This is a genomic window from Cellulomonas sp. APG4, from assembly GCF_009996735.1.
In the GTDB taxonomy this organism is placed as follows: Bacteria; Actinomycetota; Actinomycetes; order Actinomycetales; family Cellulomonadaceae; genus Actinotalea.
Genome location: NZ_JAACYI010000021.1, coordinates 1 through 26,104 on the forward strand (window position 1 = coordinate 1; position 26,104 = coordinate 26,104).

26 protein-coding genes are annotated in these 26,104 nt (G+C 74.0%); 13 read left to right on the plus strand and 13 right to left on the minus strand.

Annotation, left to right across the window (positions count from 1 at the left end; translation table 11 throughout):
• From GXB85_RS14125 to rplI, 5 genes are all read left to right on the plus strand, one after another.
• Positions 1 to 2,508 (plus strand): transglycosylase domain-containing protein (locus GXB85_RS14125; protein WP_237728274.1); only part of this gene is annotated, 2,508 nt, incomplete at its 5' end.
• A 181-nt stretch (positions 2,509 to 2,689) separates the two neighbouring features.
• A complete protein-coding gene (rpsF, locus tag GXB85_RS14130) occupies positions 2,690 to 2,980 on the plus strand; it encodes a 30S ribosomal protein S6 (protein ID WP_161918308.1) in 291 nt (96 codons plus the stop codon).
• 40 nt (positions 2,981 to 3,020) lie between these two features.
• Complete coding sequence (locus GXB85_RS14135; RefSeq protein WP_161918309.1) at positions 3,021 to 3,521, plus strand: single-stranded DNA-binding protein; 501 nt, start codon at positions 3,021 to 3,023, stop codon at positions 3,519 to 3,521.
• Between the two features lie 71 nt (positions 3,522 to 3,592).
• Positions 3,593 to 3,829, plus strand: a complete 237-nt coding sequence (gene rpsR, locus GXB85_RS14140) for a 30S ribosomal protein S18 (protein WP_161918310.1) — start codon at positions 3,593 to 3,595, stop codon at positions 3,827 to 3,829.
• 14 nt (positions 3,830 to 3,843) lie between these two features.
• Complete coding sequence (gene rplI / locus GXB85_RS14145; RefSeq protein ID WP_161918311.1) at positions 3,844 to 4,296, plus strand: 50S ribosomal protein L9; 453 nt, start codon at positions 3,844 to 3,846, stop codon at positions 4,294 to 4,296.
• 3 nt (positions 4,297 to 4,299) lie between these two features.
• Here rplI and GXB85_RS14150 read toward each other — a convergent pair whose 3' ends face one another.
• Both GXB85_RS14150 and GXB85_RS14155 read right to left on the minus strand, forming a co-directional pair.
• Positions 4,300 to 5,547, minus strand: a complete 1,248-nt coding sequence (locus GXB85_RS14150) for an aromatic acid exporter family protein (RefSeq protein ID WP_161918312.1) — start codon at positions 5,545 to 5,547, stop codon at positions 4,300 to 4,302.
• Positions 5,548 to 5,589: 42 nt separating this feature from the next.
• Positions 5,590 to 6,942 (minus strand): MATE family efflux transporter, encoded by a 1,353-nt coding sequence (locus GXB85_RS14155; RefSeq protein WP_237728275.1) that lies wholly within the window; start codon positions 6,940 to 6,942, stop codon positions 5,590 to 5,592.
• A gap of 349 nt (positions 6,943 to 7,291) precedes the next feature.
• Between GXB85_RS14155 and dnaB the strand changes: the two genes are divergently transcribed.
• Both dnaB and GXB85_RS14165 read left to right on the plus strand, forming a co-directional pair.
• The gene (dnaB, locus tag GXB85_RS14160; RefSeq protein WP_161918314.1) at positions 7,292 to 8,671 is read left to right on the plus strand and encodes a replicative DNA helicase; all 1,380 of its coding nucleotides are present in this window, start codon (positions 7,292 to 7,294) and stop codon (positions 8,669 to 8,671) included.
• Between the two features lies 1 nt (position 8,672).
• On the plus strand, positions 8,673 to 9,410 hold the full coding sequence (locus tag GXB85_RS14165) for a hypothetical protein (RefSeq protein WP_161918315.1): 738 nt from the start codon (positions 8,673 to 8,675) through the stop codon (positions 9,408 to 9,410).
• 51 nt (positions 9,411 to 9,461) lie between these two features.
• On the opposite strand, the gene GXB85_RS17900 is transcribed toward GXB85_RS14165, so the two are convergent.
• A complete protein-coding gene (locus GXB85_RS17900; protein ID WP_202627997.1) occupies positions 9,462 to 9,770 on the minus strand; it encodes a hypothetical protein in 309 nt (102 codons plus the stop codon).
• Between the two features lie 404 nt (positions 9,771 to 10,174).
• On the opposite strand from GXB85_RS17900, the gene GXB85_RS14175 reads away from it, so the two are divergent.
• Positions 10,175 to 10,762: a uridine kinase gene (locus tag GXB85_RS14175; protein WP_161918316.1), complete on the plus strand. Its 588-nt coding sequence runs from the start codon at positions 10,175 to 10,177 to the stop codon at positions 10,760 to 10,762.
• A gap of 19 nt (positions 10,763 to 10,781) precedes the next feature.
• Here GXB85_RS14175 and GXB85_RS14180 read toward each other — a convergent pair whose 3' ends face one another.
• From GXB85_RS14180 to GXB85_RS14190, 3 genes are all read right to left on the minus strand, one after another.
• Positions 10,782 to 11,399 carry a DinB family protein gene (locus tag GXB85_RS14180; RefSeq protein WP_161918317.1) on the minus strand — a complete coding sequence of 206 codons (618 nt, stop codon included), beginning with the start codon at positions 11,397 to 11,399 and terminating at the stop codon, positions 10,782 to 10,784.
• An 85-nt stretch (positions 11,400 to 11,484) separates the two neighbouring features.
• Complete coding sequence (locus tag GXB85_RS14185) at positions 11,485 to 11,928, minus strand: GNAT family N-acetyltransferase (protein WP_161918318.1); 444 nt, start codon at positions 11,926 to 11,928, stop codon at positions 11,485 to 11,487.
• Between the two features lie 9 nt (positions 11,929 to 11,937).
• Entirely contained in the window at positions 11,938 to 13,302 is a 1,365-nt protein-coding gene (locus tag GXB85_RS14190; RefSeq protein ID WP_161918319.1) for a deoxyribodipyrimidine photo-lyase, read from the minus strand.
• A 194-nt stretch (positions 13,303 to 13,496) separates the two neighbouring features.
• Between GXB85_RS14190 and GXB85_RS14195 the strand changes: the two genes are divergently transcribed.
• Complete coding sequence (locus tag GXB85_RS14195; protein ID WP_161918320.1) at positions 13,497 to 13,946, plus strand: ATP-binding protein; 450 nt, start codon at positions 13,497 to 13,499, stop codon at positions 13,944 to 13,946.
• An 82-nt stretch (positions 13,947 to 14,028) separates the two neighbouring features.
• Here GXB85_RS14195 and GXB85_RS14200 read toward each other — a convergent pair whose 3' ends face one another.
• From GXB85_RS14200 to GXB85_RS18935, 3 genes are all read right to left on the minus strand, one after another.
• Positions 14,029 to 14,496 (minus strand): aromatic ring-opening dioxygenase LigA, encoded by a 468-nt coding sequence (locus tag GXB85_RS14200; RefSeq protein ID WP_161918321.1) that lies wholly within the window; start codon positions 14,494 to 14,496, stop codon positions 14,029 to 14,031.
• Between the two features lie 108 nt (positions 14,497 to 14,604).
• On the minus strand, positions 14,605 to 15,255 hold the full coding sequence (locus tag GXB85_RS14205; protein ID WP_161918322.1) for a response regulator transcription factor: 651 nt from the start codon (positions 15,253 to 15,255) through the stop codon (positions 14,605 to 14,607).
• Positions 15,252 to 16,502, minus strand: coding sequence for a histidine kinase (locus GXB85_RS18935; protein WP_161918323.1), 1,251 nt, complete (start codon positions 16,500 to 16,502; stop codon positions 15,252 to 15,254). The genes GXB85_RS14205 and GXB85_RS18935 overlap by 4 nt, the downstream gene beginning before the upstream one ends.
• Positions 16,503 to 16,618: 116 nt before the next feature.
• On the opposite strand from GXB85_RS18935, the gene GXB85_RS14215 reads away from it, so the two are divergent.
• Both GXB85_RS14215 and GXB85_RS14220 read left to right on the plus strand, forming a co-directional pair.
• Entirely contained in the window at positions 16,619 to 17,353 is a 735-nt protein-coding gene (locus tag GXB85_RS14215; protein WP_161918324.1) for a GAP family protein, read from the plus strand.
• A gap of 36 nt (positions 17,354 to 17,389) precedes the next feature.
• Complete coding sequence (locus tag GXB85_RS14220; protein ID WP_202627998.1) at positions 17,390 to 18,433, plus strand: LLM class flavin-dependent oxidoreductase; 1,044 nt, start codon at positions 17,390 to 17,392, stop codon at positions 18,431 to 18,433.
• Here GXB85_RS14220 and GXB85_RS14225 read toward each other — a convergent pair.
• Genes GXB85_RS14225 through GXB85_RS14235 form a run of 3 tightly spaced genes read right to left on the minus strand, consistent with a single transcriptional unit; the run spans position 18,363 to position 20,899 of the window.
• Positions 18,363 to 19,928: a DUF6297 family protein gene (locus GXB85_RS14225; protein WP_161918325.1), complete on the minus strand. Its 1,566-nt coding sequence runs from the start codon at positions 19,926 to 19,928 to the stop codon at positions 18,363 to 18,365. The two genes, GXB85_RS14220 and GXB85_RS14225, sit on opposite strands and share 71 nt — an antisense overlap.
• A 9-nt stretch (positions 19,929 to 19,937) precedes the next feature.
• On the minus strand, positions 19,938 to 20,621 hold the full coding sequence (locus tag GXB85_RS14230) for an ATP-binding cassette domain-containing protein (protein WP_370524257.1): 684 nt from the start codon (positions 20,619 to 20,621) through the stop codon (positions 19,938 to 19,940).
• A gap of 20 nt (positions 20,622 to 20,641) precedes the next feature.
• The gene (locus tag GXB85_RS14235) at positions 20,642 to 20,899 is read right to left on the minus strand and encodes a hypothetical protein (protein WP_161918327.1); all 258 of its coding nucleotides are present in this window, start codon (positions 20,897 to 20,899) and stop codon (positions 20,642 to 20,644) included.
• Positions 20,900 to 21,193: 294 nt separating this feature from the next.
• Here GXB85_RS14235 and GXB85_RS14240 point away from each other — a divergent pair, with 294 nt between their 5' ends.
• Together GXB85_RS14240 and GXB85_RS14245 are read left to right on the plus strand one after the other, a co-directional pair.
• Positions 21,194 to 22,723, plus strand: a complete 1,530-nt coding sequence (locus tag GXB85_RS14240) for an HNH endonuclease signature motif containing protein (protein ID WP_161918328.1) — start codon at positions 21,194 to 21,196, stop codon at positions 22,721 to 22,723.
• Positions 22,724 to 22,800: 77 nt separating this feature from the next.
• Complete coding sequence (locus GXB85_RS14245) at positions 22,801 to 23,379, plus strand: GNAT family N-acetyltransferase (RefSeq protein WP_161918329.1); 579 nt, start codon at positions 22,801 to 22,803, stop codon at positions 23,377 to 23,379.
• 18 nt (positions 23,380 to 23,397) lie between these two features.
• Here the strand turns inward: GXB85_RS14245 and GXB85_RS14250 are convergent, their stop codons facing one another.
• On the minus strand, positions 23,398 to 25,938 hold the full coding sequence (locus tag GXB85_RS14250) for a lysylphosphatidylglycerol synthase transmembrane domain-containing protein (RefSeq protein WP_161918330.1): 2,541 nt from the start codon (positions 25,936 to 25,938) through the stop codon (positions 23,398 to 23,400).
• Positions 25,939 to 26,104 lie beyond the last annotated feature (166 nt).

Consider the following 26,104-nt stretch of genomic DNA (forward strand, 5'->3'; position numbering starts at 1 on the left):
GGAGCCCGCAGCGGTGCAGGTCGCGGCGGTGCAGGTCGCGGCGGTGCCGGCGGCGGAGGGGGCCGCAGCGGTGGCGGCCGGGCCGGCGACGGCCGACGCCGGCTCATCGACTACCCGCGCCAGGGCAAGACGGGGGTGCGACGCTGGTTGCCCTCCTGGAAGCTGGTCTCGGGGACGTTCCTCTTCTTCGTCCTCCTGGGCGTCGGCGCCGTCGCCTACGCCTACGCCTCGACCGAGATCCCGAACCCGAGCGACTTCGCGCGGGCCCAGACCTCGACCGTCTACTTCTCGGACGGCACCACCGAGATCGGCTCGTTCAGCGAGCAGGACAGGGTGCTCGTCGAGAGCGAGGCGATCCCCGACCACGTCAAGAACGCCGTCGTCGCGGCAGAGGACCGGTCCTTCTACGACAACCCCGGGATCAACCCCGCCGGCATCGTCCGGGCGCTGTGGAACAACGTGCGCGGCGGCGACCAGCAGGGTGGCTCGTCGATCACCCAGCAGTACGCCGAGCGCTACTACTTCGGCGAGACGGTGAGCTCGTACACCGGCAAGATCCGCGAGGCCTTCCTCGCGGTCAAGCTGGATCGCGCGCAGGACAAGGACGAGATCCTCGTCAACTACCTCAACACCATCTACTTCGGCCGCGACGCCTACGGCATCGAGGTCGCGGCGCAGTCGTACTTCGGCGTCCCCGTCGGTGAGCTGACCGTGTCGCAGGCCGCTCTCATCGCGGGCATCATCCCGTCGCCGAACAACTGGGACCCCGCGGTCGCGCCCGAGAAGGCCGAGCAGCGGTGGAACTACGTGCTCGACGGGATGGTCGCGACCGGCACCCTGACGCAGGCCGAGCGCGACGCGCAGGTCTTCCCCGAGGCGATCGAGCGCGTCGCGACCGACACCTACGCCGGCCCCAACGGCTACCTCCTGCGCGAGGTCAGGGACGAGATCGTCGAGCGCACCGACGTCACCGAGGAGGACCTCGACCGTCGCGGGTACACGATCGTGACGACGATCGACCCCGCGTGGCAGCAGGCCGCGGTGGCCGCCGTCGCCGAGCTGCCCGAGGACGCCCCCGAGAACCTCCGCACGGGACTCGTGTCGATCGACCCGGCGACGGGTGCGATCAGGGCTTTGTACGGCGGGCCCGACTACCTCACGGTGTCGCGCAACGCCGTGACCCAGGACACCGCGCAGGCGGGCTCGACCTTCAAGCCGTTCACGCTCGTCGCCCACCTCGAGTCGGGGAACTCGCTGCGCACCACGTACAACGGCAACAACGACCCGGGCGACATCGAGGGCTGGGACGAGCCGCCCGGCAACTTCGGGGGTCAGAGCTTCGGGCGGATCGACGTCGCGCGTGCCACCGCGAACTCGGTCAACACGGTCTACGCCCAGATGAACGCCGAGGTCGGACCGGAGGCCACGGTGGACGTGGCCGTGCGGGCGGGCGTCCCGGAGGACACGACGGGCCTCGAGGCCGTGCCGTCCAACGTCCTCGGCTCGGCGTCGCCGCACCCCATCGACATGGCGCGCGCCTACTCGACCTTCGCCGCGCAGGGCGTGCGGACCACCCCGCACATCGTGCAGTCGGTCTCCTATCTCGACGGCGACCTCGTCTACGAGGCGGACACGCGCGGCGAGCGCGTGTTCGAGGAGGACGTCATGGCGGACACGACGTACGCCCTGACGCGAGTCGTGCAGGAGGGCTCGGGCGAGAAGGCCCAGGCCCTCGGTCGGCCCGTCGCGGGCAAGACGGGCACCTCGAGCGACAACAAGTCCGCGTGGTTCGTGGGGTACACCCCTCAGGTCGTCACGGCCGTCGCCCTCTACCAGGTGGGGGAGGGCACGGAGGAGGAGATCACGCCGTTCGGCGGGTACCGCCAGATCACCGGCTCGAGCGTCCCGCTCGACGTGTGGGTCGACTTCATGGAGCCCGTGACCGAGGGCATGGAGGTCGTCGAGTTCCCGGCGCGCGCGGACGTCGGCAAGCCGCCGCTCGTCGCGGTTCCGGACGTCGTCGGTCTCGGCCGGGACGAGGCGACCTCGCGGCTCGAGCGCGCGGGCTTCGACGTCGCGGTGAGCGAGGAGGCCGACGACGACGCCCCCGAGGGCCAGGTCGTGGGCCAGAACCCCACGGGCGAGGCGCGTCAGGGGGCGACCGTCACGATCGTCGTCTCCACGGGTCCGGCACCGGTCCAGATCCCCGACGTGGTCGGGCTGACCGAGGCCCAGGCGACCGAGCGGCTCCAGGGCGCCGGGTTCACCGTCGACGTGCGCCGCGAGGAGAACGAGGCCGAGGAAGGTCGCGTCGTCTCGCAGAACCCCACGGGAGAGGCCGAGGAGGGCACGACGGTCACGATCGTCGTCTCGACCGGCCCGCCCGAGGAGGAGGAGCCCCCGCCGCCGGGTGACGGTGAGGACGAGGAACCCGGTCCGCCCGACAACCCCGGTCCTCCCGATGACGAGAATCCGCCTCCGAACCAGGACGGCCTGACCCTTCCCTGACAGCGTGCGGCCGGGCGGCCACCAGCGTGGTCGCCCGGTCCCCGGCCAGCCGGTAGCATGACCCGTTGCTGCCTGCCGCCCTGCGGTGCCGATCACCGCGTCGGGGCACGGGCAGCCGACGCACAACCCTCCTGTCACGGAGAGACCGTGACCGCTGAGTCCACAGGAGGTGGGTACTCGCATGCGTCATTACGAGCTGATGGTCATCCTCGACCCCGAGATCGAGGAGCGCACCGTCGCCCCGTCCCTCGACAAGTACCTCTCGGTGGTGACCACCTCGGGTGGCACCGTCGACAAGGTCGACATCTGGGGCCGCCGTCGTCTGGCCTACGAGATCGACAAGAAGAGCGAGGGCATCTACGCCGTCGTCGACTTCACCGCGACTCCCGACACCGCCAAGGAGCTCGACCGCCAGCTGGGCCTCAACGAGGCCGTGCTGCGCACGAAGGTCATGCGCCCGGACGCGCACTGAGCCTCCGACCGACCGGACCGACCGAGAACGAGGAGCAGGCATGGCTGGTGACACCGTCATCACGGTGATCGGGAACCTCACGGGGGACCCCGAGCTCCGCTTCACCCCGTCGGGTGCGGCCGTCGCGAACTTCACCATCGCGTCCACGCCCCGCCAGTTCGACCGCCAGAGCAACGAGTGGAAGGACGGCGACACGCTGTTCATGCGCTGCTCGATCTGGCGCGAGGCCGCGGAGAACGTGGCCGAGTCGCTCACCAAGGGCACGCGCGTGATCGCGCAGGGCCGTCTGGTGCAGCGCTCGTACGAGACCCGCGAGGGTGAGAAGCGCACGGTCGTCGAGCTCCAGGTCGACGAGGTCGGCCCCTCGCTCCGCTACGCCTCGGCCAAGGTCACCCGCGCCCAGCGCTCGGGTGGCGGCGGCGGTGGCTTCGGCGGTGGCGGCGGTGGCGGCCAGCAGTCCGGCGGCATGGACAACGACCCGTGGGCCACGCCCGCGCCGAACCAGGGTGGGTCGTCGTTCAGCGACGAGCCCCCCTTCTGATCCACACCCATCCCGGGCACCGCGCGCCTGCCGGCGCGTGACCCCGGGCTCCAGAACGAAGGAGCACCACGATGGCCAAGCCCGTCGTCCGCAAGCCCAAGAAGAAGCAGAACCCGCTCAAGGCCGCCAAGATCGAGTCGGTCGACTACAAGGACACCGCCCTGCTGCGGAAGTTCATCTCCGACCGCGGGAAGATCCGCGCGCGCCGGGTCACCGGTGTGTCCGTCCAGGAGCAGCGCCAGATCGCGCGGGCCGTCAAGAACGCCCGCGAGATGGCCCTGCTGCCGTACTCGAGCTCGGCTCGCTGAGAGAGGTCGCACCGATGGCAAAGCTCATCCTGACGCACGAGGTGACCGGTCTGGGCGCCCCGGGTGACGTGGTCGAGGTGAAGGACGGGTACGCCCGCAACTTCCTCGTCCCGCGTGGCCTGGCCACCGCCTGGTCCAAGGGCGCCGAGAAGCAGATCGCGGGGATCCGCAAGGCCCGCAAGGCGCGCGAGATCGCGACGCTCGACGAGGCGAAGGTCGTGCGCGACCAGCTCCAGGCCAAGCCGTTCACCGTCAAGGTGCGCGCGGGTGCCGCGGGCCGCCTGTTCGGCGCCGTGACCACGACCGAGATCGCCGAGGCCGTCGCGGCCCAGGGCGGCCCCTCGATCGACAAGCGCAAGGTCGAGGTCGGTCAGCCGATCAAGTCGCTCGGCGAGCACCAGGTGCAGATCCGTCTGCACGAGGACGTCTCGGCCACGATCGACGTGCACGTGGTGCCCGAGGCCTGAGCCTCACCCACCCGTGCCGGAGCCCGGTCCCCTCGGGGGCCGGGCTTCGTCGTCCCCGGCCGCCGGCCGTCCCGGCGCGTCGTCGTCCGGCGCCTGCTCCGTGGGGTGCCGTGCGCCGTCGTCCTGCGTGTCGGCCGGGTGGACGAGGATCCGCGACTCGGGCGCGTCGCTGAGCTCGTCCTCCGCGGTGACCGCCGCGACGCAGCGGCGCAGCGCCGTGACGACCGTGCCCGCCACGAGGGCCTCGGCGTCCTCGCCCCCCGCGGCCTGGTGCTCGCGCAGGGTCTCGGCGAGGTCGACCACCGCCGCGTCGGCGCCCGCGTTGCGCCCCGGGACCGCGTCCTCGGTGCCCACCACGAGCACGACGTCGGCGAGCTCCTTCAGCGCCCGGGCCATGGGTGCCCGCAGCTCCGCGGACGTCGTGCGCAGGTCCGTGCCCCAGGGCTGCTCCTGGACGAGGTCGTACAGGTCGTCGACCATCAGGACGACGCGCTCGAGTGCCCGGAACGCCTCGTACCGCGAGTCCACGGCGTCGGGTGAGCGACGCGCGCGCAGGTTGGCGCGCCGCGACTCGCGAGCCTCGAAGGCCGCCGCACGCGCGCGCGAGGTGAGCGCCGTGAGGCCCGAGCGGCCCGGTGCGCCGTCGTGGTCGAGACCGTGCTCGCCCGCCACCACGCACGACAGGTGCTCGAGGTGGGCGTGCAACGCCTCGCGCAGGTCCCGCGTCGCGTCGTCGACAGGGCGCAGGTGCAGCGCGGGGAACACCAGGTTCGCGACCATCGCGATGGCCGCCCCGAGGAGGAACAGCCCGGCGTAGGACAGGCTGTACGCGACCTCGTCGCCCTGGCCGATCACCAGGACGAACAGCGCGGCGGTCGGGACGTACGTGCGCATGCCGCCCAGCCACGGCAGCCCGCCCAGCAGCACGCCGAGGGTCACGACGATCGCGATCATCCCGATGCTGGGGCCGATGAGCCGGTCGCCCACGAGCGCGATGACCGCCCCGAGCGAGATGGCCGCCACGCCCTGGAGCGACTCGCGCACCGTGCTCGTCACGGTGGGGTAGGTCGCGACCACCGCGCCGAGCGGTGCGTAGAAGGCGTACTCGTGCGCGGCCCCGGGCAGGCGCGAGGCCACGAACCACGCGAGGGCCGCGGCCAGCCCGGTGCGCAGCGCGAGGCCCATGCGCGGGTGCAGCAGCGCGCGACGCACACGGTGCATCACGGCGTCGAGCCGGGGTCGGCGGGGCATCCTCCTACTCAAGCGCGACCCGGGCGGGGCCACCACCGGACGTCAGGCGCCGGCGACCATCCACGCCGTGCCCCGTGCGCGCAGGCCGGTCGTCACGGCGCGCGCGGCCATGAACACCCCCGCGAACGCGACCCACGACCAGAGCAGACCCGCACCGTCGTCGGCCCAGGCGCGGGCGGCGAGGGCCGCGGGAACGTAGACGACGAGGGTCACCATCCCCGCGCCGGCGAGGTAGCGTCCGTCACCCGCGCCGATCAGCACGCCGTCGAGCACGAACACCCAGCCGGCCATCGGGAGGGTGAGCGCGACCACCACGAGCGTCGTCGCGACCGCGCGCCGCACGTCGTCGTCGGCGGTGAAGAGCGGCGCGATCCACCAGCCCGCGGCGGCGAGGACCGCACCGGCGACCGCGCCCGCCGCCGTGCCCCATGCGAGGGTGCGACGCAGCACGGCGCGCGTCGCGGTGACGTCGCCGGCCCCGAGCGACCGCCCGACGAGCGCCTGGGCGGCGATCGCCAGGGCGTCGAGCCCGAAGGCGATGAGGCCCCACAGGGCCATGACCACCTGGTGCCCGGCGAGCGTGACCGTGCCGAGGCCCGCGGCCACCCACGCCGCGAGGAGGATCGCGAGGCGCAGCGAGACGGTCCGGATCAGCAGCGGTGTCCCCGCACGAACGCCCAGGCGCAGGCCGGCGACGCTCGGGCGCAGGGACACACCGGCCGCACGCGTCCCCCGGACGACGACGGCGCCCAGCGCGGTCGCCATGCCGAGCTGGGCCAGGCTCGTGCCGAGGCCCGAACCCGCGACGCCCATCCCGGCGCCGAGCACGAGGGCGACCGACAGCACCGCGTTCGCGACGGCACCCGTCGCGGCGACCCACAGGGGTGTGCGCGTGTCGAGCATGCCGCGCAGCACTCCCGTCGCCGCGAGCACCACGAGCATCCCGGGCAGGCCCGGCGCGGACCACCGCAGGTAGGCGACCGCGTGGGGGAGCGCGGCCTCGGGCGCGCCGAGCGCGGAGGCGAGCCACGGCGCCGTCGTCCACAGGGTGACGGCGAGCACCACCCCCAGGGTGAGAGCGAGCCAGAGCCCGTCGACGCCGAGCGACAGGGCACGACGACGATCACCCGCACCGAGGCTGCGCGCGACGGTCGCGGTGGTCGCGTACGCGAGGAACACGCAGAGCCCGACGACGGTCGTCAGCACGGTGCTCGCGAGGGCGAGTCCCGCGAGCGGACCGGTGCCGAGCGATCCGACGACGGCCGAGTCGACCAGCACGAACAGGGGCTCTGCGACGAGCGCGCCGAGCGCGGGCAGCGCGAGGGAAAGGATGCGGCGATCGAGCTCCCGGCCACGAGGTGGTCCGGGGTGTCCATCAGGTGAACGTTCGGGCAACGAGTTCCTGTCCACAGTCGGTGGGCGACGAAGCCGGTGCTCAGCGCGAGTTCCCACGGGTGCTCCCACCGTATCCACAGACCTGTCCACGCCCTGTGCACAGCCGCCGGCCGGGGTGTCCACAGGACGTCCCCAGGCTCGCCCACAGGACCGAGGTCCTGCCGTTTGGTGCCTCGGGACGAGGCACCTAACCTCCCAGCAGAGGTGTCGGGCGAGGCCCGGCAGGGCGGACCGACGGGCAACCCGCGACACCCGACGACGGTGTCGGAGGGCCGCGGTAGAACGTCGGTACGTACGTCGGAGGAACTCCGTCGGTGGCACTGCTGAGGATGGAGCCGGTGAGCAACTCGTGAGCGTCGACGAGCTCGAGCAGGGACTGAGCACCCGACGACCCGACGCCGGTTTCGACCGGACCCCGCCGCAGGACATCGCGGCCGAGCAGAGCGTGCTCGGCGGCATGATGCTCTCGAAGGACGCGATCGCCGACGTCATCGAGCAGCTCAAGGGCCCGGACTTCTACCGGCCTGCGCACGAGCTGGTCTACGAGGCGATCCTCGACCTGTACGGCCGCGGTGAGCCGGCCGACGCGGTCACGGTCGCGGGGGAGCTCACCAAGCGCGGTGAGATCTCGCGCATCGGCGGGGCGCCGTACCTGCACACGCTGATCTCGATGGTCCCCACGGCGGCCAACGCCGGCTACTACGCGCGGATCGTGCGCGAGCGCGCGGTGCTGCGCCGGCTCGTCGAGGCCGGCACCCGCATCGTCCAGCTCGGCTACGCGACGGACGGCGGCGACGTCGACGACATCGTGAACAACGCGCAGGCCGAGGTCTACGCGGTGACCGAGACGCGCACCTCGGAGGACTACCTCCCGCTCGCCGAGATCATCAACGGCACCATGGAGGAGATCGAGGCCGCGGGTGCGCGCGGTGACGGGATGGTGGGCGTGCCCACCGGGTTCAGCGAGCTCGACAAGCTCACCAACGGCCTGCACCCGGGCCAGATGATCGTCCTCGCCGCGCGCCCCGCCATCGGCAAGTCGACCCTGGGCATCGACATCGTGCGCTCGGCGTCGATCAAGCACGGCCTCACCTCGGTGGTGTTCTCGCTCGAGATGAGCCGCAACGAGATCACCATGCGCATGCTCTCCGCCGAGGCGCGCGTGCCGCTGCAGAACATGCGCAAGGGCACCATGCGCGACGAGGACTGGCAGAAGCTCGCCTCGACCATGGGCAAGCTCAGCCAGGCGCCGCTGTTCATCGACGACTCGCCGAACATGTCGCTCATGGAGATCCGCGCCAAGTGCCGTCGGCTCAAGCAGCGCCATGACCTCAAGCTCGTCGTGATCGACTACCTCCAGCTCATGTCCTCGGGCAAGCGCGTCGAGTCGCGTCAGCAGGAGGTCTCGGAGTTCTCGCGTGCGCTCAAGCTGCTCGCGAAGGAGCTCGAGGTGCCGGTGATCGCGATCTCGCAGCTCAACCGTGGCGCGGAGCAGCGCACGGACAAGCGCCCGCAGATGAGCGACCTGCGTGAGTCCGGCTCGATCGAGCAGGACGCTGACATCGTGATCCTGCTCCACCGCGAGGACGCCTACGAGCGCGAGTCACCGCGTGCGGGCGAGGCCGACGTCATCGTCGCCAAGCACCGTAACGGCCCCACCGACACCATCGTCGTCGCCTTCCAGGGGCACTACGCGAGGTTCGTCGACATGGCACCGGTCGGCATGTGACGTGACGTCGCAGGAGCAGTCGGACGGCCACGCCGTCGTCGTCGAGGCACGTCTCCCGCGCGCGCCGCGGGAGCGGCTGCACAGGCTCGCGCACCGCAGGCGCCTCAGGTCCGCCGAGGGAGCCGCGCTCGTGATCTCGGACATGACGGTGACCTACCGACCGCCGCACGCACGCGCTGGGGACGGGTGGACGCTCACGAGAGGCCCGCAGCCGGGGCAGCTCGACCACGTGGTGCACCTCGAGGGTGACTTCGCCATCGCGCCCGGGCCGCACGGCTCGACCTTCGCGGTCGACGGCTACGCGTTCCGGGACCGCATGGGCCGCGGTCTGGCGTGGCTTCCCGCCGCCACCGCCGTACGGGACCGGAACTCCGTCGGCCAACGGTTCCCGCCGTGGGTGGTACGGGACGCGATGGCGCGCGCGGGCGTGCCGTGGCACGTCGCCCGCGCTCTCGGGCACAAGGCCCTCAACCGGGTGTGCGCGGGTGCGGTCCCCCGGTGCTGGGTCGCGTTCACGTGGCTGCTGACCGGCCTCAACCTGGCGATCGCGCTGTTCCTGGTCGCGCTCATGACTCAGGGGTCCCACACGTCGCCAGTGGTCGTCGACGTGCTGGTCGCTGTCTTCGCCTTCGTCTTCGGGTCACTCGGCGTCGGGCTGTCACCTCCCGCGCTCGACCTGATCGACAGACGGCTCCACGCGGCCGCCCGGCGCACGGGGGCCGAGACCGCGCGGAGGTGAACGGTCTCATCAGAGCGTTGCCGACGGCATGTCCGGCGTCCCCACCGCGCGTCAGGCGCGCCCGTCCACCAAGCCGCGGATGAGGTGCGGCGCATCGAAGTCGCGGTTGTCGACGACGACGTCCGCGCGGGACATGGGGTCCGTCTCTCGTCCGTAGATGTCCTCGGCGACCCCGTACCGGTCTCGGTGCAGCGAGACGGCTTCCGCGCCTGCCCGGGCACGGTCACGGCGAGTCCCGCGGGCCACCGAGTCCTGGGCATCGACGTCGAGCCAGATCCGCAGGTCCCACCAGCCGTCGATCTCGGCACGCAGGGCGAAGACACCGTCGACGACGAGCACCGCCCCGTCTGGAGCGGGCACACGGGATCCTGAGTGGTCGGCCTGGGCGAGGGGATCGACGGAGCAGAGAGCCACGCCACCCGCCGCACACGGTCAGGCCCTGCCGCGCCAGGGCCTCGGCAAGCTCGTGTCCGAACGTGGTCTTCCCCGCCGCGGTCCGGCCGTTGACAGCGACGAGGGTCCTGATCGCGTCGCGTGCCTCGACGTGGGACGCGACCGCTCGGACGAGTGCCGATCGAGCCGCCGACGACGTCTCGGGCAGGGGCTGCCGCCATGTCGAGTCCGACAGCACCACACGCCCCTGAGCCATGGGGGAACCGTAGGTCTCGGGGCAGGCGTGGTGCGTGGTTCCACCGTCTCGATGAGAGGGTGCCCATGCACCTCGTCCAGCTCCATCGCCCACCGTCCCCGGCCGAGAGAACCACATGACTCGCTCCACCGACCACGCCGCCGAGAGCCTGCGCGCGCTGGTCGCCGGTGTCGACCGTCGACCCGTCCTCGTCGGGGTCGACGGCCAGGGCGGGGCCGGCAAGTCCACGTTCGCGCGGTCCGTCGTCGGCTCGCTGGGCAGTGCCGTCGTCGTCGAGGGCGACGACTTTTACCGCGACATGGACGACGACGCGCGCGCCGCTCTCGACCCGGCGTGGGGAGCCGAGCACTACTTCGACTGGCAGCGGTTGCGTCGAGAGGTCCTCGAGCCCGTGCGGCGTGGCGAGAGGACGCTGCGCTACCAGCGGTACGACTGGGCCGACGCCACGATGGGAGCCTGGGTCGAGCAGCTCATGCCGGACGTCGTCGTCGTCGAGGGCGTCTACACCCTCCGCCCGCAGCTCCTCGACCTCGTGGACGTCGCGGTCTGGGTGGAGGCGTCAGCGGAGACACGTCTGCGCCGGCAGGCCGAGCGGGGGGAGAACGCCGACGAGTGGATCGCCCGCTGGGTTGCGGCCGAGGACCACTACGTGGCGACGCATGACCCACGCTCTCGAGCCGCCCTGCACGTCCAGGGGGCCTGAGGTGCGCGTCGACGCACGCTCACCGCACTGAGTCGGCGATGCGGGTGAGCTTGGCGACGTAGGCGGCGCGGTCGTCGGGTGCGGTCCACACGTTGCCGTTCCGCGGGCTCAGCCCGACGGCGCCGTCGATCCCCTCGCGGACCACGTCGGCGTGGCCGGCGTGCCGCTGGAGCTCGGCGACGAGGTGGACGAGGACGGTGTGCAGGTCGACCGCACCGTTCTCGCCCCACCACGGGACGTGCCCCGGTGCGTCGAGCGGGAGCTCCGCGATCGTGCGGTCGGCGAACTCCCAGACCTGGCGGTACAGCTCGAGCAGCTCCGCCGCGCTCTCGGACTCCGTCGCGTAGAGGTCGGCCTGCGGGTCGTCGTCGGGCACGTCGTCGTCGAACCACGTGGCGAACCACGGGACCTGCTCGGGCCTCGGCCAGGGCCGCCCGAACGTCGGACCCAGGTACCCGATCTCCACGGTCGCGCAGTGCTTGACCAGCCCGAGGAGGTTCGTGCCCGTCGGCGTCCGGGGGAGTCGCAGGTTACGCTCGGACAGGCCGTCGGTCTTCCAGACGATCGCGTCGCGCGCCTCCTGGAGGTAGCGCTGCAGGGTGGCCTTGGCGTCGCCGGGTACCGGTGTCAGGGACATGTCCTCACAGTGCCACCACCCCCCGACGGACGCTGCGCACGAGCTGCGGATGGGGCGGAGCCGGTTCTGGGCCGCGTACCGACGGCTACCGGCGCAGTCGCGCCATGTACATGCCAGGGGTGGTGCGCTCGAAGCCGAACCGCTCGTACAGGCCGTGCGCATCGGCCGTCGCGAGGGTCACGCGTGGCAGGCTGCGCGCGTCCAGGTGCGCCACGACCTCCGCCACGAGGGCGGTGCCGATGCCGTGCCCGCGCGCGGAGCCGTCGACGAACACGTCGCACAGCCACGCGAACGTCGCGCCGTCGGTCACGACGCGGGCGAACCCGACCTGCCGGCCCGAGGCGCGTTCGAGCACGCTGAAGCACAGCGAGGCGTCGATCGCGGCGTCCTGCACCGAACGCGCGCGGCCCTCGGCCCAGTAGGACTGCTCGGACAGCCAGCGGTGCACGGCCGCGCGGTCGACGTCGGCCGTGTCGGTCGAGATGCGGAACCGCGTCGCGTCGAGCCTGTGCGCGCTCCCGTCCGTCACCCGGTGAGGCTACCGGCCCGCGCCGCGGGCCGTCTCGTACCGGCGCAGGGCCTCGGCCCGCTCGGCCCCGTGGTCGACGACCCGCTCGGGGTAGCCGTGCGCGTACCCGTCGGCCGCCCTCCAGGGCTGGTGGGCGGCCTTGCCCGCGAGGTGGCGCAGCTCGGGCACCCACCGCCGCACGTACGCGCCGTCGGGGTCGAAGCGCTCGCCCTGCGCCACGGGGTTGAACACCCGGAAGTACGGCGCCGCGTCCGTCCCGGTGCCCGCGACCCACTGCCAGCCGTGCGAGTTCGACGCGAGGTCGCCGTCGGCCAGGTGGTCGAGGAAGTGGCGCGCGCCGTGGCCCCACCACACGTGCAGGTCCTTGACCAGGAAGCTCGCGGTGACCATGCGGACGCGGTTGTGCATCCATCCCTCGCCGAGCAGCTGCCGCATCCCGGCGTCCACGAACGGGAAGCCCGTGCGCCCGGTGCGCCACGCCTCGATCAGGGGCGCGACGTCGTCGTCGGCCGGGTCCGCGTACGCGAAGGGGAGGTCCGTGCGCAGGTCGGCCCAGGCCGAGCGCGGCTCGTGCCACAGCACGTCGGCGTAGAACTCGCGCCACGCGAGCTCGTCGACGAACGTCCGCGCGCTCGCGGCGCGTGGCGACCGCGCGTGCACGTCGGCGAGCAGCGTGCGCGGGTGCAGGGCGCCGAGCTTGAGGTGCACCGACAGCCGCGACGTGCCGTCGAGGTCGGGGCGGTCGCGACGGTCCCCGTAGGTCCCGAGGCCCTCGTCGAGGAACTCGCGCCAGCGCTCGCGGGCGGCGTCCTCGCCGAGCGGCGGCAGGTGCACGCCGTCGGCGGCGCCCAGGTCGAGGGTCTCCGACTCGACCCGACGCACCCAGCGCAGCGCGCGAGGCACGGGAGCAGGCGCGCGCCAGCCGTGATCGCGCCAGGCGCGGCTGAACGGGGTGAAGACCCGGTAGGGCGTGCCGTCGCCCTTGCGCACCCGTCCCGGGGTGACGGCGTAGGGGCTCCCGGTCGCCACGAGGGGGACGCCGTCGGGCAGCGCGGCCTCGACCCGCGCGTCCCGCGCGCGGCCGTACGGCGTGGTCTCGGCGCTCACGTGCACGGCCGTCGCGCCGACGGCGCGCGCCAGCTCGGGCAGCACCGCCTCGGGCCGGCCGCGACGGATGACCAGAGCGCCGTCGTACGCGGCCGACGTCGCCTCGAGGGTCGCGCCGAGCGCCGCGGTCCGGACGCGCCCCGCCGAGCCGAGCAGTGACGGGTCGAGCACGAACACGGGCAGCACCGGGCCGTGCTCGGCCGCGGCCGCGAGGGCGGGGTGGTCGTGCAGCCGCAGGTCGCGGCGCAGCCACAGGATGCTGGTCACGCGACGAGTGTGCGCAGCGTCGCACCGGGGCGCGCGCCGGCACGGCGGCTGCGCGCACGGGAAGCCCGCCCCGGAACCCGGGTGACCGAATGGTGAGACGCGAGCGTGGCCCGCGTCATGGACCCCGATGTTCGCGTTCTCATGTGGCGTCCGCACTCGATTGCCTGCCCGGCCCCCAGCCCCGCGGAGACGTGATGAGCGCAGCAGGAGCAGCCCCGCCGCAGCCGGCGCGCACCTGGCAGCGCCTCGAGGTGGGCCCGCCCGGCCCCCTGCCGGCGCTGACCCTGGGAGCCGCGCCGCAGGCCGTCGGCTGGGCGCGCCGCTGGGTGGTCCGTCACCTCGAGCAGGTCGAGGCCCCGCACGACGTCGTCTCGACCGGCGAGCTGCTCACGAGCGAGCTCGTGACCAACGCGGTGCGGCACGGGACGCCGTCGGGCGTCATCACCCTGCGACTGCAGCACGAGAGCCACGCCGTCGTGATCTCGGTGCACGACGAAGGGGCCGGTGTGCCGGTCCCGACCCAGCCCGGCCCTGCCGACGTCTCGGGCCGTGGGCTCCCCCTGGTCGACGCGCTCGCGACGACGTGGGGCACGCACCCGCACCTGGCGGGCGGCAAGTCCGTGTGGTTCCGGCTCGCCTTCTGACCGCCCGCGACGTCACCCGACGGCGGGTACAACAAGGCCCCGCCCCCGGGAGGGGACGGGGCCTTGTGCCCTGGGAAGGTCCTCAGGCCCCAGCGGCCGGCGCCGGGGCGGTCACCACGGCGTCCGTGGGCACCAGCTTGCGCAGGGCCCAGCCGATGAGGATGAACAGCACGCCCATGCCGGCGGCGAAGGCGGCGATGCCGAAGGCGATCACGGAGGTGAACAGCGAGGCGCGCAGGAACGAGGCGTTCATGACCGTGGCGCGGGCCGGGTCCTCGCGGTCGAGCTCGGCGTAGGTCTTGCCGCCCGAGCCGTCCAGGGCGTGGTGGTTGATGATGTCGGCCTGGACGTAGGCGTCCAGCGGGCCGTTGACGACGTTGCCCTGGAAGGCCATGGCGTCGTCGGGGATGGTGATGTTCTCGGCCACGAGCTGGCTGCGCACGACGAGCCAGGTGGCGCCGCCGCCGAGGATCAGCACGATCCCGGCGATGATGGCGACGAGACCGACGACGCGGACCGACTTGCCGTGGGACGTGATGGCGGTGCTCATGAGTGTCCTCCCCAGGATGTGAGGGCGGGTTCGCGTCCCGTTCCCCTCCGGGCGGCTGTCGCCCGTTGGTCACTACTCTCCCGCGCCCCGCAACCCATGGGATGGGTCCTAGGTCCGGACGACCCCGAGGTCTCGCGCGAGGATCGCGGCCTGCACGCGGGACGCGCACTCGAGCTTGGCCAGCACCCGTGAGACGTGGGTCTTCGCGGTCGCCTCGGTGATGTCGAGGGCCCGGGCGAGCGCGGCGTTCGAGAGCCCTTCGCCGAGGCATGCCAGCACGTCGCGCTCGCGGTCGGTGAGCGTGTCGAGGCCGGGCGGCGCGGGAGGCGCCACGACGGGCGCGCGTGCCGCGAGCTCGGCCAGCACCCGCCGCGTCACCTCGGGAGCCACGACACCCTCGCCCGCACCGACCCTGCGCACGGCGTCGAGCAACGACGGCGCGTCGACGGACTTGAGCAGGAACCCCGCCGCACCCGCGCGCAGCGCCCCCAGCACGTACTCGTCGATGTCGAACGTCGTGAGCACGAGCACGTCGGCGAGGCCCTCGTGGGCGATGTGTCGCGTCGCCTCGATCCCGTCGGTCCCCGGCATCCGCACGTCCATGAGGACGACGTCGGGCCGCAGCGCGCGCGCGTTGCGCACCGCGGCCTCACCGTCGGCGGCCTCACCCACGACCACCACGTCGTCCGCTGTCTCGAGCATGAGCCGCAGGCCGGCGCGGATGGCTCCGTGGTCGTCGGCGAGCAGGACGCGGATCATGCGAGCACCGGGAGCGGGAGCTCGAGTCGGACGCGCCACAGGCCGTCGTCGGCCCAGCCGGCGGCAAGGTCGCCCCCCAGCGACTCCGCGCGCTCGCGCATCGTGAGCAGACCGAGCCCGCGACCGGGGGAGCGCGGTGCGGGTGCACGGTCCGGCGCGCGCGAGTCGACCAGCAACTCGAGGTGCGCGATCGGGGCTGCGGCGGTGGCCAGGTGCACCCGAACCGCGCCGCCGCGCGCGTGCTTCGCCGCGTTCGTCAGGGCCTCCTGGAGGATCCGGTACGCCGCCTGGTCGACGGCGGCGGGCAGCTCCCCGAGCGCGTCCGGCCGCGCACCCGCCCACGTCACGTCGAGCCCCGAGTCACGCGCGACCGCCAGGAGGGTGTCCGCCCGGGCGAGCCGCGCGGGCGCGGCGACCTCGTCCGTGCCGCCGCGCAGCACCCCGATCATCGAGCGCATCTCGGTGAGCGAGGTCAGGCTCGCGGCCCTGATGGCGGTGAGGGCGCGGGTGTCCCGCGCCGGGTCGCGCGGCGCCGCGAGCGCAGCCTCGGAGTGGATCGCGATGGCCGAGAGGTTGCCCGCGACGGCGTCGTGCAGGTCGCGTGCCGTACGGGCGCGCTCGTCCGCAAGCACCTCGGCCTCGCGGAGCTCGGCGAGCCGGCGCAGGTCGTCCGCACGCGCGCGGTGCACCTCGGCGAGCTCGGTCTGCCGTCGCACGGACAGGCCCCACCACAGCGGCGTCATCAGCACCGCGAACAGCTGCAGCCCGAGGAAGACGGCCGTTCGCGCGTCGTCGCCCAGCACCCAGGCCACGGCGAACCCGCCGACGACGGCGACCCACGCCGCGAGCCGGAGGCGGGCCACCGCCGCCGCCCCGCCGTGCAGCACGGCGGAGTAGATCAGGTCGAAGAACACCAGCACGGGGCCCACGCTCCCGCTCCAGCGCAGGTCGACGGCCAGCAGCAGCGTGCCGGCGAGCAGCGTCAGCCAGGGATGGCGGCGCTTCGCGAGCATCACGGTGCACCCGAGGAGGAGCGTCGTCAGGTGCACGAGCCCGCCCGTGGTGCCGGGCGTTCGGTCACCGCCCCAGAGCCCGACGAGGCCCAGGGCGAGCAGCACCAGCCCGACGACGGCCGTGATCGCGGCGTCGCTCACGTCACGGGCACGTGGCGTGCCGCGCACGCGCGCGTGCCAGACGTGCTCGAGGGCGCGCCACCGCACCGGCCCCGCGCCCTCCGTCCGCCTCACCCCGCCATCCCAGCACAGCCCGCCCACGCGACCGTCCGACGAACGATGTACGCCGTCCCGCCCGCCTGCATCGTTCGCCCGACGCGCAGCGGCCGCCGCCCACGGACGCTTGCGCCATGACCCCCGCCGAGCTCGCCGTCCTGGCCGCCCTCGCCCTCGTCGACAGCACGAGCGTCGGGACGCTCCTCGTACCGGTCTGGTTCCTCACCGTGCCGGGTCGTGTGCGCGCCGGACGCGTGCTCGCGTTCCTCGCGACCGTCGCCGCGTTCTACCTGGTCGTCGGGCTCGCGCTCGCTGCGGGTGCGCACGTGCTGCTCGAACGGGCCGGTGCGCTCGCGGGGACGCCCGTGGGCTCGGTGCTGCAGCTCGTGGTGGGCGCTGCGCTGCTCGTGGGGAGCTTCTTCATCGGTCGCGGCCGCAGCGGCTCGGGCGGTGGCCGCGTGCTGCGGTGGCGCGAGCGCGCGGTCACGGGGGACGGGGGGCTGCGCGCCGTCGTCGTGCTCGCCCTGGTCGCCGCGGGCCTCGAGCTCGCGACGATGCTCCCCTACCTGGGGGCGATCGGGATGCTCACGCAGTCCGACCTCGGCCCGCTCGCGCGCACCGGCGTGCTCGCGGCGTACTGCCTGGTGATGGTGCTGCCCGCGCTCGTGCTGCTGGGGGTGCGGCTCGCGGCGCACCGCCTGGTCGCGCCTGCGCTCACGCGGCTGGGCGCGTGGCTCGAGCGCACGGGTGCCGAGACCACGGCGTGGGTGGTCGGGATCGTCGGGTTCCTCGTGGCGCGCGACGCGCTCGGTCGGCTGCCCGCCCTCGACGCGGCGCTCGGCGGCTGGGGTGGCGGACTCGGCGGGTAGGGAACAGCGGCTCGGACCGGGCGGTTGGCACCCCACGTGACCGCACCGCACGTGACCGCTCCGCAGCCCCTCCCGCTCTCCGTCCTGGACTTCGTCGGCATCGAGCACGGCGAGTCCGCCCACGACGCCCTCGAGGGGGCGGTGGGCGTGGCCCAGGCCGTCGAGGACGCCGGGTACCACCGGTTCTGGGTGTCCGAGCACCACAACATGCGCAGCCTCGCGTGCAGTGCGCCCGAGATCCTCATCGCCGCGGTCGCGGGGCGCACGTCCCGCATCCGCGTGGGCGCGGCCGGGATCATGCTGCCGAACCACGCGCCGTTCAAGGTGGCCGAGGTGTTCCGCACGCTGCTCGCCCTGCACCCGGGCCGCATCGACCTGGGCCTGGGTCGCGCCCCGGGCACCGACCCGCTGACCGCTCACGTGCTGCGGCGCGGCACCGCGGTGGACGTCGCGTCGGACTTCCCGGGGCAGGTGGCGGAGCTGCTCGCGTTCCTGGGCAGCGGGTTCCCCGAGGGCCACCCGTACGCACCTCTCGTCGCGGCGCCCGTGATCGACGACCAGCCCGAGGTGCTCATGCTCGGCTCGAGCGCCTACGGCCCGCGGTTCGCCGCGGCCAACGGGCTCCGCGCGGTGTTCGCGCACCACATGAGCCCCGAGGCCGCCGTCGGGCTGCTGCGTGAGTACCGCCGCGAGTTCGAGCCCGGCCCCTACGGGCCCGCCGAGCCGTGGTCCGCGATGTCGGTGCTGACCTTCGCGAGCGAGGACGCCGAGGCCGTGCTCGAGTTCGAGGCCGGCTGGGCGCTCACCATGCAGAACCTCGCGCGCGGGATCCGCGAGCCGCTGCGTCCCGAGGAGGTGCGCGCGTACGCGGGCTCGGACACGTTCCGCAGGTCGCGCGAGGCGCTGCGCGCCCAGGGCGACGACCGCATGGTCACGGGCACCCCGGACGACGTCGTGCGTCGGTTGCGTGAGCTGTCCGCCCAGGCCGAGGTGGACGAGCTGGTGCTCGTCACGCCGTCGCTCGACCGCGCGCGGCGGGTCGAGAGCTTCCGCGCCGTGGCCGAGCACTGGGCGCGCTGAGCACCACGCCGACGGCCGCCGCCACGGCGAACACCGCCTGGAGCCCGAGCACGGTCGGGCTCAGGCCGACGAGCAGCCCGATCGCGGTGGGCAGCGTCGCCGCCAACGCGACGTCGATCCCGACCAGCAGGCCCGCGGTGTAGGGCACGCCGCCCATGGGGCTCGACACCGGCATGCGCGGGGCCTTGGGCGGGGGCCGGTAGGCCGCCCGGATCGCGCCCGCCGCCAGGGCGAGCGCCCACGCGGGCGCGAGGGCGAGCCAGCGCACGTCGTCGGCCGCGAGCACTCCCATCACGACGACGGCCCAGACGGCTGCGGTGAGCGCGGGGGTGCCGCCGCGCACGAGGCGCGTGGCGCGCGCGGAGAGCCCGAAGGCGCGGTCGAGCGTGGGCACCAGGTCGCCGTGGCGCGCCCCGCCGGCGCCCGCGCTCGCGGCCCACGTGCCGAGCACGACGAGCGCGAGGTAGAGCGGGATGCTCGAGCCCAGCAGCGCGGTGCGCGGTGCGGCCACGGCCAGCAGCGTCGCGGCCGCGAGCTGCACCAGGGCGCGCGGCGTACGGCCGAGCAGCAGCAGGTCCGCCGTCAGGAGCGCGCTGCGCGGGCCGCGTGGGTGGAGCTCGCGCGAACGACGGCGGCTCGGGCCCGTGCGCTCGGTGAGCGTGCGGCCCAGCTCGCGCAGGTCGAGACCGAGCACGGCCGAGGTCACGCGGTCGCCGACGCTCCCGGAGCGACGCAGCACGCCGCCGGGCAGGTCGCCGGCGCGACGGGCCGCGACCGGGGTGAGCGCCGCCGCGGTGAGCACGAGGAGACTCCCTGCCGCGCCGAGCGCCCGGAGAGGGAGTACCTCGACGGGTGACGGGACCCAGACCAGCGCGGCGAGGCCCGCGGCGGCGACGACCAGCAGGGCGTCCCCCGTGACGCGTACCGTGCGACCGGCACGCGGGACGTGCTGCGCGAGGGCTGCGACCCCGACGGCCGTCCCGAGGGCGCCAGCCCCCAGCAGCGCCCACACGGCGATCCGCATGGCGGAGGTGGGCACGGCGAGGGCGAGCGTGGCGGTGGGCGCGAGCGCCGCGCCCGCGGCTGCGCCGATCACGGGTCGCAGGACGGCGGGCGCCGCGAGCAGCCCGCGCCGTGGGACGGGCATGGGCAGCCACCAGGCGGCGCCCCCTCCGCCCACGCCCACGGGCCCCAGGCGTTCCGCGAGCCCGAGCGTCGCACCCACGAGCGCGACGAGCACGACGACGGCGGGCAGCTCACCCACCAGGGTGCTCGCGAGCTCGGGAGGTGCGGACCGGTGCAGCGTGGCGGCCACCCCGGCGACGAACGCCGCGCTGAGGACGACCATCGTCACAGCGCCCCAGATCTCGACCAGCACGTGACCCAGGCCCGTGCCATGGCGCGCACCCTGGATCTCGGCGGTGACGCGACGGATGCGCGCGCCATCGGGCACGCCTGCCGGGTCGTGGACGAGCTCGGGGAGGTGGATGGTCATGGCGCCCCGTCACTCGTGCATCGCGGTGACGGCCTCGGCCGCGCTCATGAGGCGGCACGTGACGTCGTCGACGTGGACGGCGGGTGCGTCGAGCGTGGTGAGCAGCACCGGGTCGTGAGTGGCGAGGAGCACCGCGGTGCCCGCGGCGGCCTCGGCGAGCAGAAGCCCCGCGAGGGTCGCGCGCATGGTTGCGTCGAGGCGCTGCTCGGGCTCGTCGAGCACGAGCAGCTCGCGCGGCCGTACGAACCCCGCGGCGAGCAGCAGGCGGCGCCGCTGGCCCGAGGACAGCGCCGACGGCAGGGCGTGCTGGTGATCGGTGATGCCGAAGGTCTCCAGCACGCCGTCCACGACCGTGGTCGTGTTGCTCACGCCGTGCCCCGCCGCCGTGAGCAGCAGGTGCTCACGCGCCGTGAGGCCGGGGAACCACGCGTCGTCGTCGAGCACGCCCGCGACGGCGGCGCGGAAGCGGGCCGAGCGCTCGTCCACCTCGTCGCCCAGCACCGTGACCTTCCCGCCGAGCGGGTCGAGCAGGCCCAGCACGGTGCGCAGCAGGGTGGACTTGCCGGCGCCGTTGGGCCCGACGACGGCGAGGATCTCGCCCGCGCGCAGCGTGAGGTCGACGGGTGCGCACACGGGGGCGTCGAGGTACCCGACGCGTAGCGCGCGGGCCGCGATGAGGGCGTCGTCGGGCACGGGGGTGCGGTGTGCCCGGCTCATGCCGCGGTGAGCGACGGCTCGGCGCGCGACTGGACGATCACCACGGTCATGTCCGTCGTGGCCCACGACGTGTGCTGCTCGCCCGGGGCCCACACCGCAGCGGTCCCGGCCGCGATCGGCGTGCGCAAGTCGTCCTCCCCGGCCACCTCTCCCGCGCCGTCGAGCTCGGCGACCCACGTCATGTCGACGGTCGGTTGCCCGGGTGGGGCGTCGTCGGCGGCGATCGGGCGGCGGCGCAGGTCCACGAGGCGCATGCCGCGAGGCTACCGGCCGGGCACGTCGACCACCGTGAACGCGGCGACCTTGCCACGCAGCCCCTCCGAGTGGCGTGGAAATGCCGGGCTGTCGGCCGCGGGTGCCACGGCGTCGCTCAGGGGCGCGGGACGAAGGCCCGGAGTCGAGGTGTCACGCATCGCGTCGTGACAGGGGGTGCCGCTGGCCGGGGCGTACCTGGGACAGGGTGTTCAGCATGTGGAGAAACGGGATAAATCGAACAGGTGTTCGATAAGATCGAGGGGTCGAGAAAGTCAGCGCGCAGAGGGGGATGCGTGGGTGCAGCGGTGGCGGAGAGGCTCGCCGGCCTCACGCTGCGCGAGGTCCTCATGGCGCCGCCGGACGTCCGCGTCGAGGCGCTCGAGAGCCTGGTTGCGTCCCTCGCGGTATCGGTTCGGGGACCTGACGTGCACCACGCGCCGGGCGACGCTGCAGCGGACGACGGTGCACCGGACGGCACTGCACCGGGCGAGGGCCTGTCTCACCGCGAGATGCCGCATGAGGATCTGCTCCCCGAGCTCTCCGTGCGGGTCGCCCGCGCCGTGCACCGGCTCCAGGTGTGCCGGCTCGGCTGGCTTACGCGGATCGAGGCCGACGGCCGGTGGGCGCTCGACGCGGTGCGGTCATTCGCGCACTGGGTCGCGTGGTCGCACGGGCTCTCGCTCGCGACGGCGCGACGCGACGTGCGGCTCGCGCGCACCCTGCGCGACGACCTGCCGCTCACAGCCGCCGCGGCGGCGGCGGGGCAGATCGGGCCCGACCACGTGTGGGCGCTCGCGTCGATCGCGGCCACGAGCGACGCACGACGCGCGGCGCTCGCGGCACCTGTGGCCGCCGTGGAGGACGTGACCCCACAAGAGGCGGTATCGGAGGGCGCGCGGGATGCTCGCACCGGGGAGCAGGTGCTCGTCGAGCTCGCGGCGCAGCACCGGGTCGAGCCCTTCCGGCGCGTGTTGCACCACTTCGCGGCTGTCGCAGATCCGGACGCGGCCGATCGCGCGTTCGCCGACGCCGCCGAGCGGGAGTTCGTCGAGCTCGCCGCCACCACGGGCGGGTTCCACCTCGCGGGGTTCCTCACCACCGAGCACGGCCAGGTGCTGCGCACCGCGCTCGACGCCGTGGGCGGCGTGCCCGCGGCAGATGACCGCAGATCCACCACCCAGCGGCGTGCCCAGGCGCTCGCGGACCTGGGCCGCACCGTCCTCGACCACGGGCTCGCGGGGGCGGGCTCAGCGGTGCGGCCTCATCTGGCCGTCACGGTCTCGTGGACGGAGCTGCGCGCCGAGCTCGATCGGACAGGCGCGGACCGCGACCCGGTGACGGGTGCGCAGGTCGACTGGGACGCACTGCTGGCCGAGCCGCCCGCGCGCTGGCTCGACGGCACCGGGCCCGTGCCCTCGTCGGTGCTCAAGCGGCTCGCGTGCGACGGCAACGTCAGCCGGATCGTCTTCGGGCCCGAGTCGCAGGTGCTCAACGTCGGCCGGCGCGAGCGCACCTTCACCGGCAGCCGCCGCGTCGCCGTGATCGCGCGCGACGGCGGCTGCGTCTGGCCCGGTTGTCACGCGCCTCCCGCGCAGTGCGAGGTGCACCACGCCCTCACGCCGTGGGCGGCCCACGGCGAGACGTCCACGGACAACGCCGCACTCCTGTGCTGGTTCCACCATGCCCACGTCGACGGGCACGGCATCACGATGCGGCACGAGCGCGGCCGCTGGCGCTTCCGACGCCGCGACGGCACCGAGGTCGAGGACGGACCTCGGGGCCGGGCCGGGAGCCGGGAGCGAGGAAGGCCGCGCGGGCCCTGACGTGTCGGAAGTGGGGCGGCGGACGGCGCACGATCTGGAGCGGCCCAGAACCGGGCGATATGTGAAGATCGGTCCTCGTGGACATCCGGCTGCGCCCCTGGCGGACGAGCGACGCCGCCGCCCTCCTCGACGCACTCACCGCCGATCCCGAGCTCGACAAGCAGCTCGGCGGAGCCGGGCTCGACGGCGCGGCCGGTGCGGTCGCCTTCATCGAGCGCGAGCTGCAGCCCGCGACCCTGCCGGTCGAGCCGGGTGGCAACGGGACGCACCACCTCGCCGTGACCGTCGACGGACGCGCCGTCGGCAGCATCGGCCTCAGCCACATCGAGCGGCGGCACGACACCGCCTGGGTCTCCTACTGGCTCGGTCCCGAGCACCGTGGGCTCGGCCTCGCCGCGCGCAGCCTCGCCACCGTCGCGACGTGGGCGTTCGACGAGGTCGGCCTCTTCCGGCTCGAGCTCGCGCACCGCGTCAACAACCCGGCGTCGTGCAGGGTCGCGACACGCGCCGGCTTCACGGCCGAGGGGGTGGAACGCAAGAAGCTCCGCTACGGCAGCGAGCGGTTCGACGTCGAGACGCACGCTCGCCTGCGCTCCGACGCCGCGCCGGGTCTCGCCCCGCTCGAGCTGGACCGAGGCCGCTGCGTGGCGCGCTGACGCCGCCGTGGTCGGGGGCTACAGCTCGCCGGAGCGCTGGAGCGCGCGCATCGCGACCCAGCCCAGCGGGATGCGTGCCCAGTACGTGAGCGCGCGGAACAGCACGACGACCGACGTCGCGACCGCACCGCCCACCCCGGCTGTCGACGTCAGACCCAGGATCAGCGCCGTCTCGACACCGCCCAGGCCGCCGGGCGTGGGCACCGCCGCGCCCGCCGCGTTGCCGATCAGGTAGATGAGCGCGAGGTCGATCAGCCGCACGTCCTGGTCGAACGCCGCGAGGCTCGCCCAGAACGCCCCCACGTAGCCCATCGTCATGATCAGGTTGCCGGCGGCGGCGATCGCGAACCGTCGCGGCTGCGCGAGCATCTGCACCAGGCGCGGCCACGTCTGCCGCCACACCGGCTGCGCCTTGGCGAGCACCCAGCCGCGCACGCGCGGCACGAGCATCGCGGCTCCGCCCGCCACCAGCACCACCGCGAACGCCACCAGCACCGTCGTCGTCGGCATGCGCAGCGGTGCCTGCGCGCCGCTCACCAGGTAGAGCACGAGCAGCAGCGCGAGCGTCGTGATGAGCTGCGACACCTGCACCAGCCCCACCGACGCGACCGCGAGCGCGCTCTTGACCCCCCGTCGCTGGAGCATCCGCAGGTTGAGCGCCGCCGGCCCGATCCCCGCGGGCGCCGCGAGCGCGACGAACGCCGCCGCGGCCTGCACCATCGTGGTGCGCCACAGCGGAAGCCGCACCGGTGCGAACGCCACCAGCGCGAGCGCGGAACCGACGAACGTCGCGAGCCCGAGGACCAGCACGACCGCGGCCCACCACGGCTGCGCACGCTCGAGCGCCGCGGCGATCTCGTCGAAGCTGATGGTCGTGATCACGGCCGTCGCCGCCACGATCGTCAGCATGATCATCAGCACGGTGCGGGCCCCGAACCGCACGAGCCGCTCGGGCTCGAAGTCCGTCGCGGGCAGCCGCGCGAGCAGCGCCTCACGCACCTCGGCGAGCACGCCGCGGCGCGCCCGCGCCTCGTCCCGGGTCGCACGTGGCAGCACGATCGACTGGAGCAGCGGGCCGGTGCGGGTCAGCTCGTCGTCCGGCAGCGCACGCCCGGCCGAGGCGACCGCGCGCTCGGCCCCCACCCGCAGCGCGAGCACCGCGAGCATCTGGCTCAGGTCCATGCGCCGCGCGAGCTCGGACGACGCGACGTCCCCCGACTCCCAGCCGGTCAGCAGGGCGACCGGGGGGCGTGAGCCGTCCTCGCGCTGCCGCACGTGCTCGGCGTGCGCGCACTCACCCGACGGGTCGAGCAGCACCACGTCGCTCGTCAGTGAACGGTGCGCGAGCCCCGCGGCGTGCGCGTTGAGCAGCTGCTCCCACACGGCGTCGAGGGCGTCGTCGGACAAGTCGTCGGACGCGATCTCGCGCAGCGGCACCGCGCCGTGCGCGTGCTCCTGGATCAGCAGCATCGAGTCCTCGGACTCGGCGATGCCCAGCAGGCGCGGCGTGCAGACGCCCGCCGACCACGCGGCGTACGACAGGAGTGCGGCGCGTTCCGCGGCCTGCCGGAGGGAGACGACGCCGCGTCCCTCGAGCCCGCGCAGGCGCCACGAGCGCCACAGCCGCGTGAGCATGCCCACCACCTGGCGGTCGCCGTCGAGCACGACGACGTCCAGCCGCTCACCCTCGGCCGTGGTCATGGCGTAGACCCGGTTGTCGCCGTAGCGGGTGATGGCGATCGCCGCGAGGTCCGGGCCGGTCACCTCGTCGCCCTCGGCCGACCTGTCGGCGACGTCGCGCACGCGCACCAGCCTGCGCGGCTCGAAGCCTGCCCGCCGCACCCCCTCGACCAGGGCGTTGCCGTAGGCCCGCTCGCTCTGCACGCCCGAGGCGTACCGCACGCTGAGCCCCACGAGCCGGCCCAGCAGCACGGTCAGCAGCGCGCCCGGGAGCGTCACCAAGTTCGTCACGGCGGCGACGCCGAGGCCCACCCACAGCAGGTTCCAGGACCAGCCCACGGTGCGCCGTCGTCCGCGCTGGCCGGCCGCGGTGAGCAGGGCGGCCGTGCCGGTGAGCAGCGCGGGGATCGTCACGACCCAGCGCAGCTCGCCCCGCACCCACACGCTCAGGGGGGCCTTGAGCTCGTCGGTCCCGAACGTCGTGATGAGCCAGGTCGCGGCGAGCGCCACGAGCACGCCCGCGACCGCGGCGCCGACGGCCTCGAAGGCCTGCCGCAGCAGCCGTCGGGCGATCAGCTCGGCGAGCACCGCGAGGGGCGCGACGAACGTGATGAGCCCCTCGAGCACGGTGACCGGCACGAACAGGATGCGGCGCACGATCGACGAGAAGCCCTGCACGTCCTCCGTGAGGCCGCTGGTCGTGGCCTGTGCGTACACGCCCAGCACGAGCACGAGCACCACGCCCAGCGCGGCGAGCACGATGCCCACGAGGTCCGCCGGGTGGTGGACTCGGACGGCGGGGGTGTCGACGATCCGCACGCCGTGGTCGCTCGGACCACGGCCCAGGCCCACGCGCACGGCGGGGGGCGGGCTCGACATGGTCGCGAGTCTAGGACGCGCTCCCACCTCACAGGCCCGGCGCCACGGCTGTGCGAGAACCGTTGCCCACGGGTAACCCGGCAGGTCCGGCGGCGAAACACCGGCTGCCTAGCGTCGCAGGCCCCACCCGGCGACCGCCCGGGCGGGGCCGGGAGGACGACGTGAC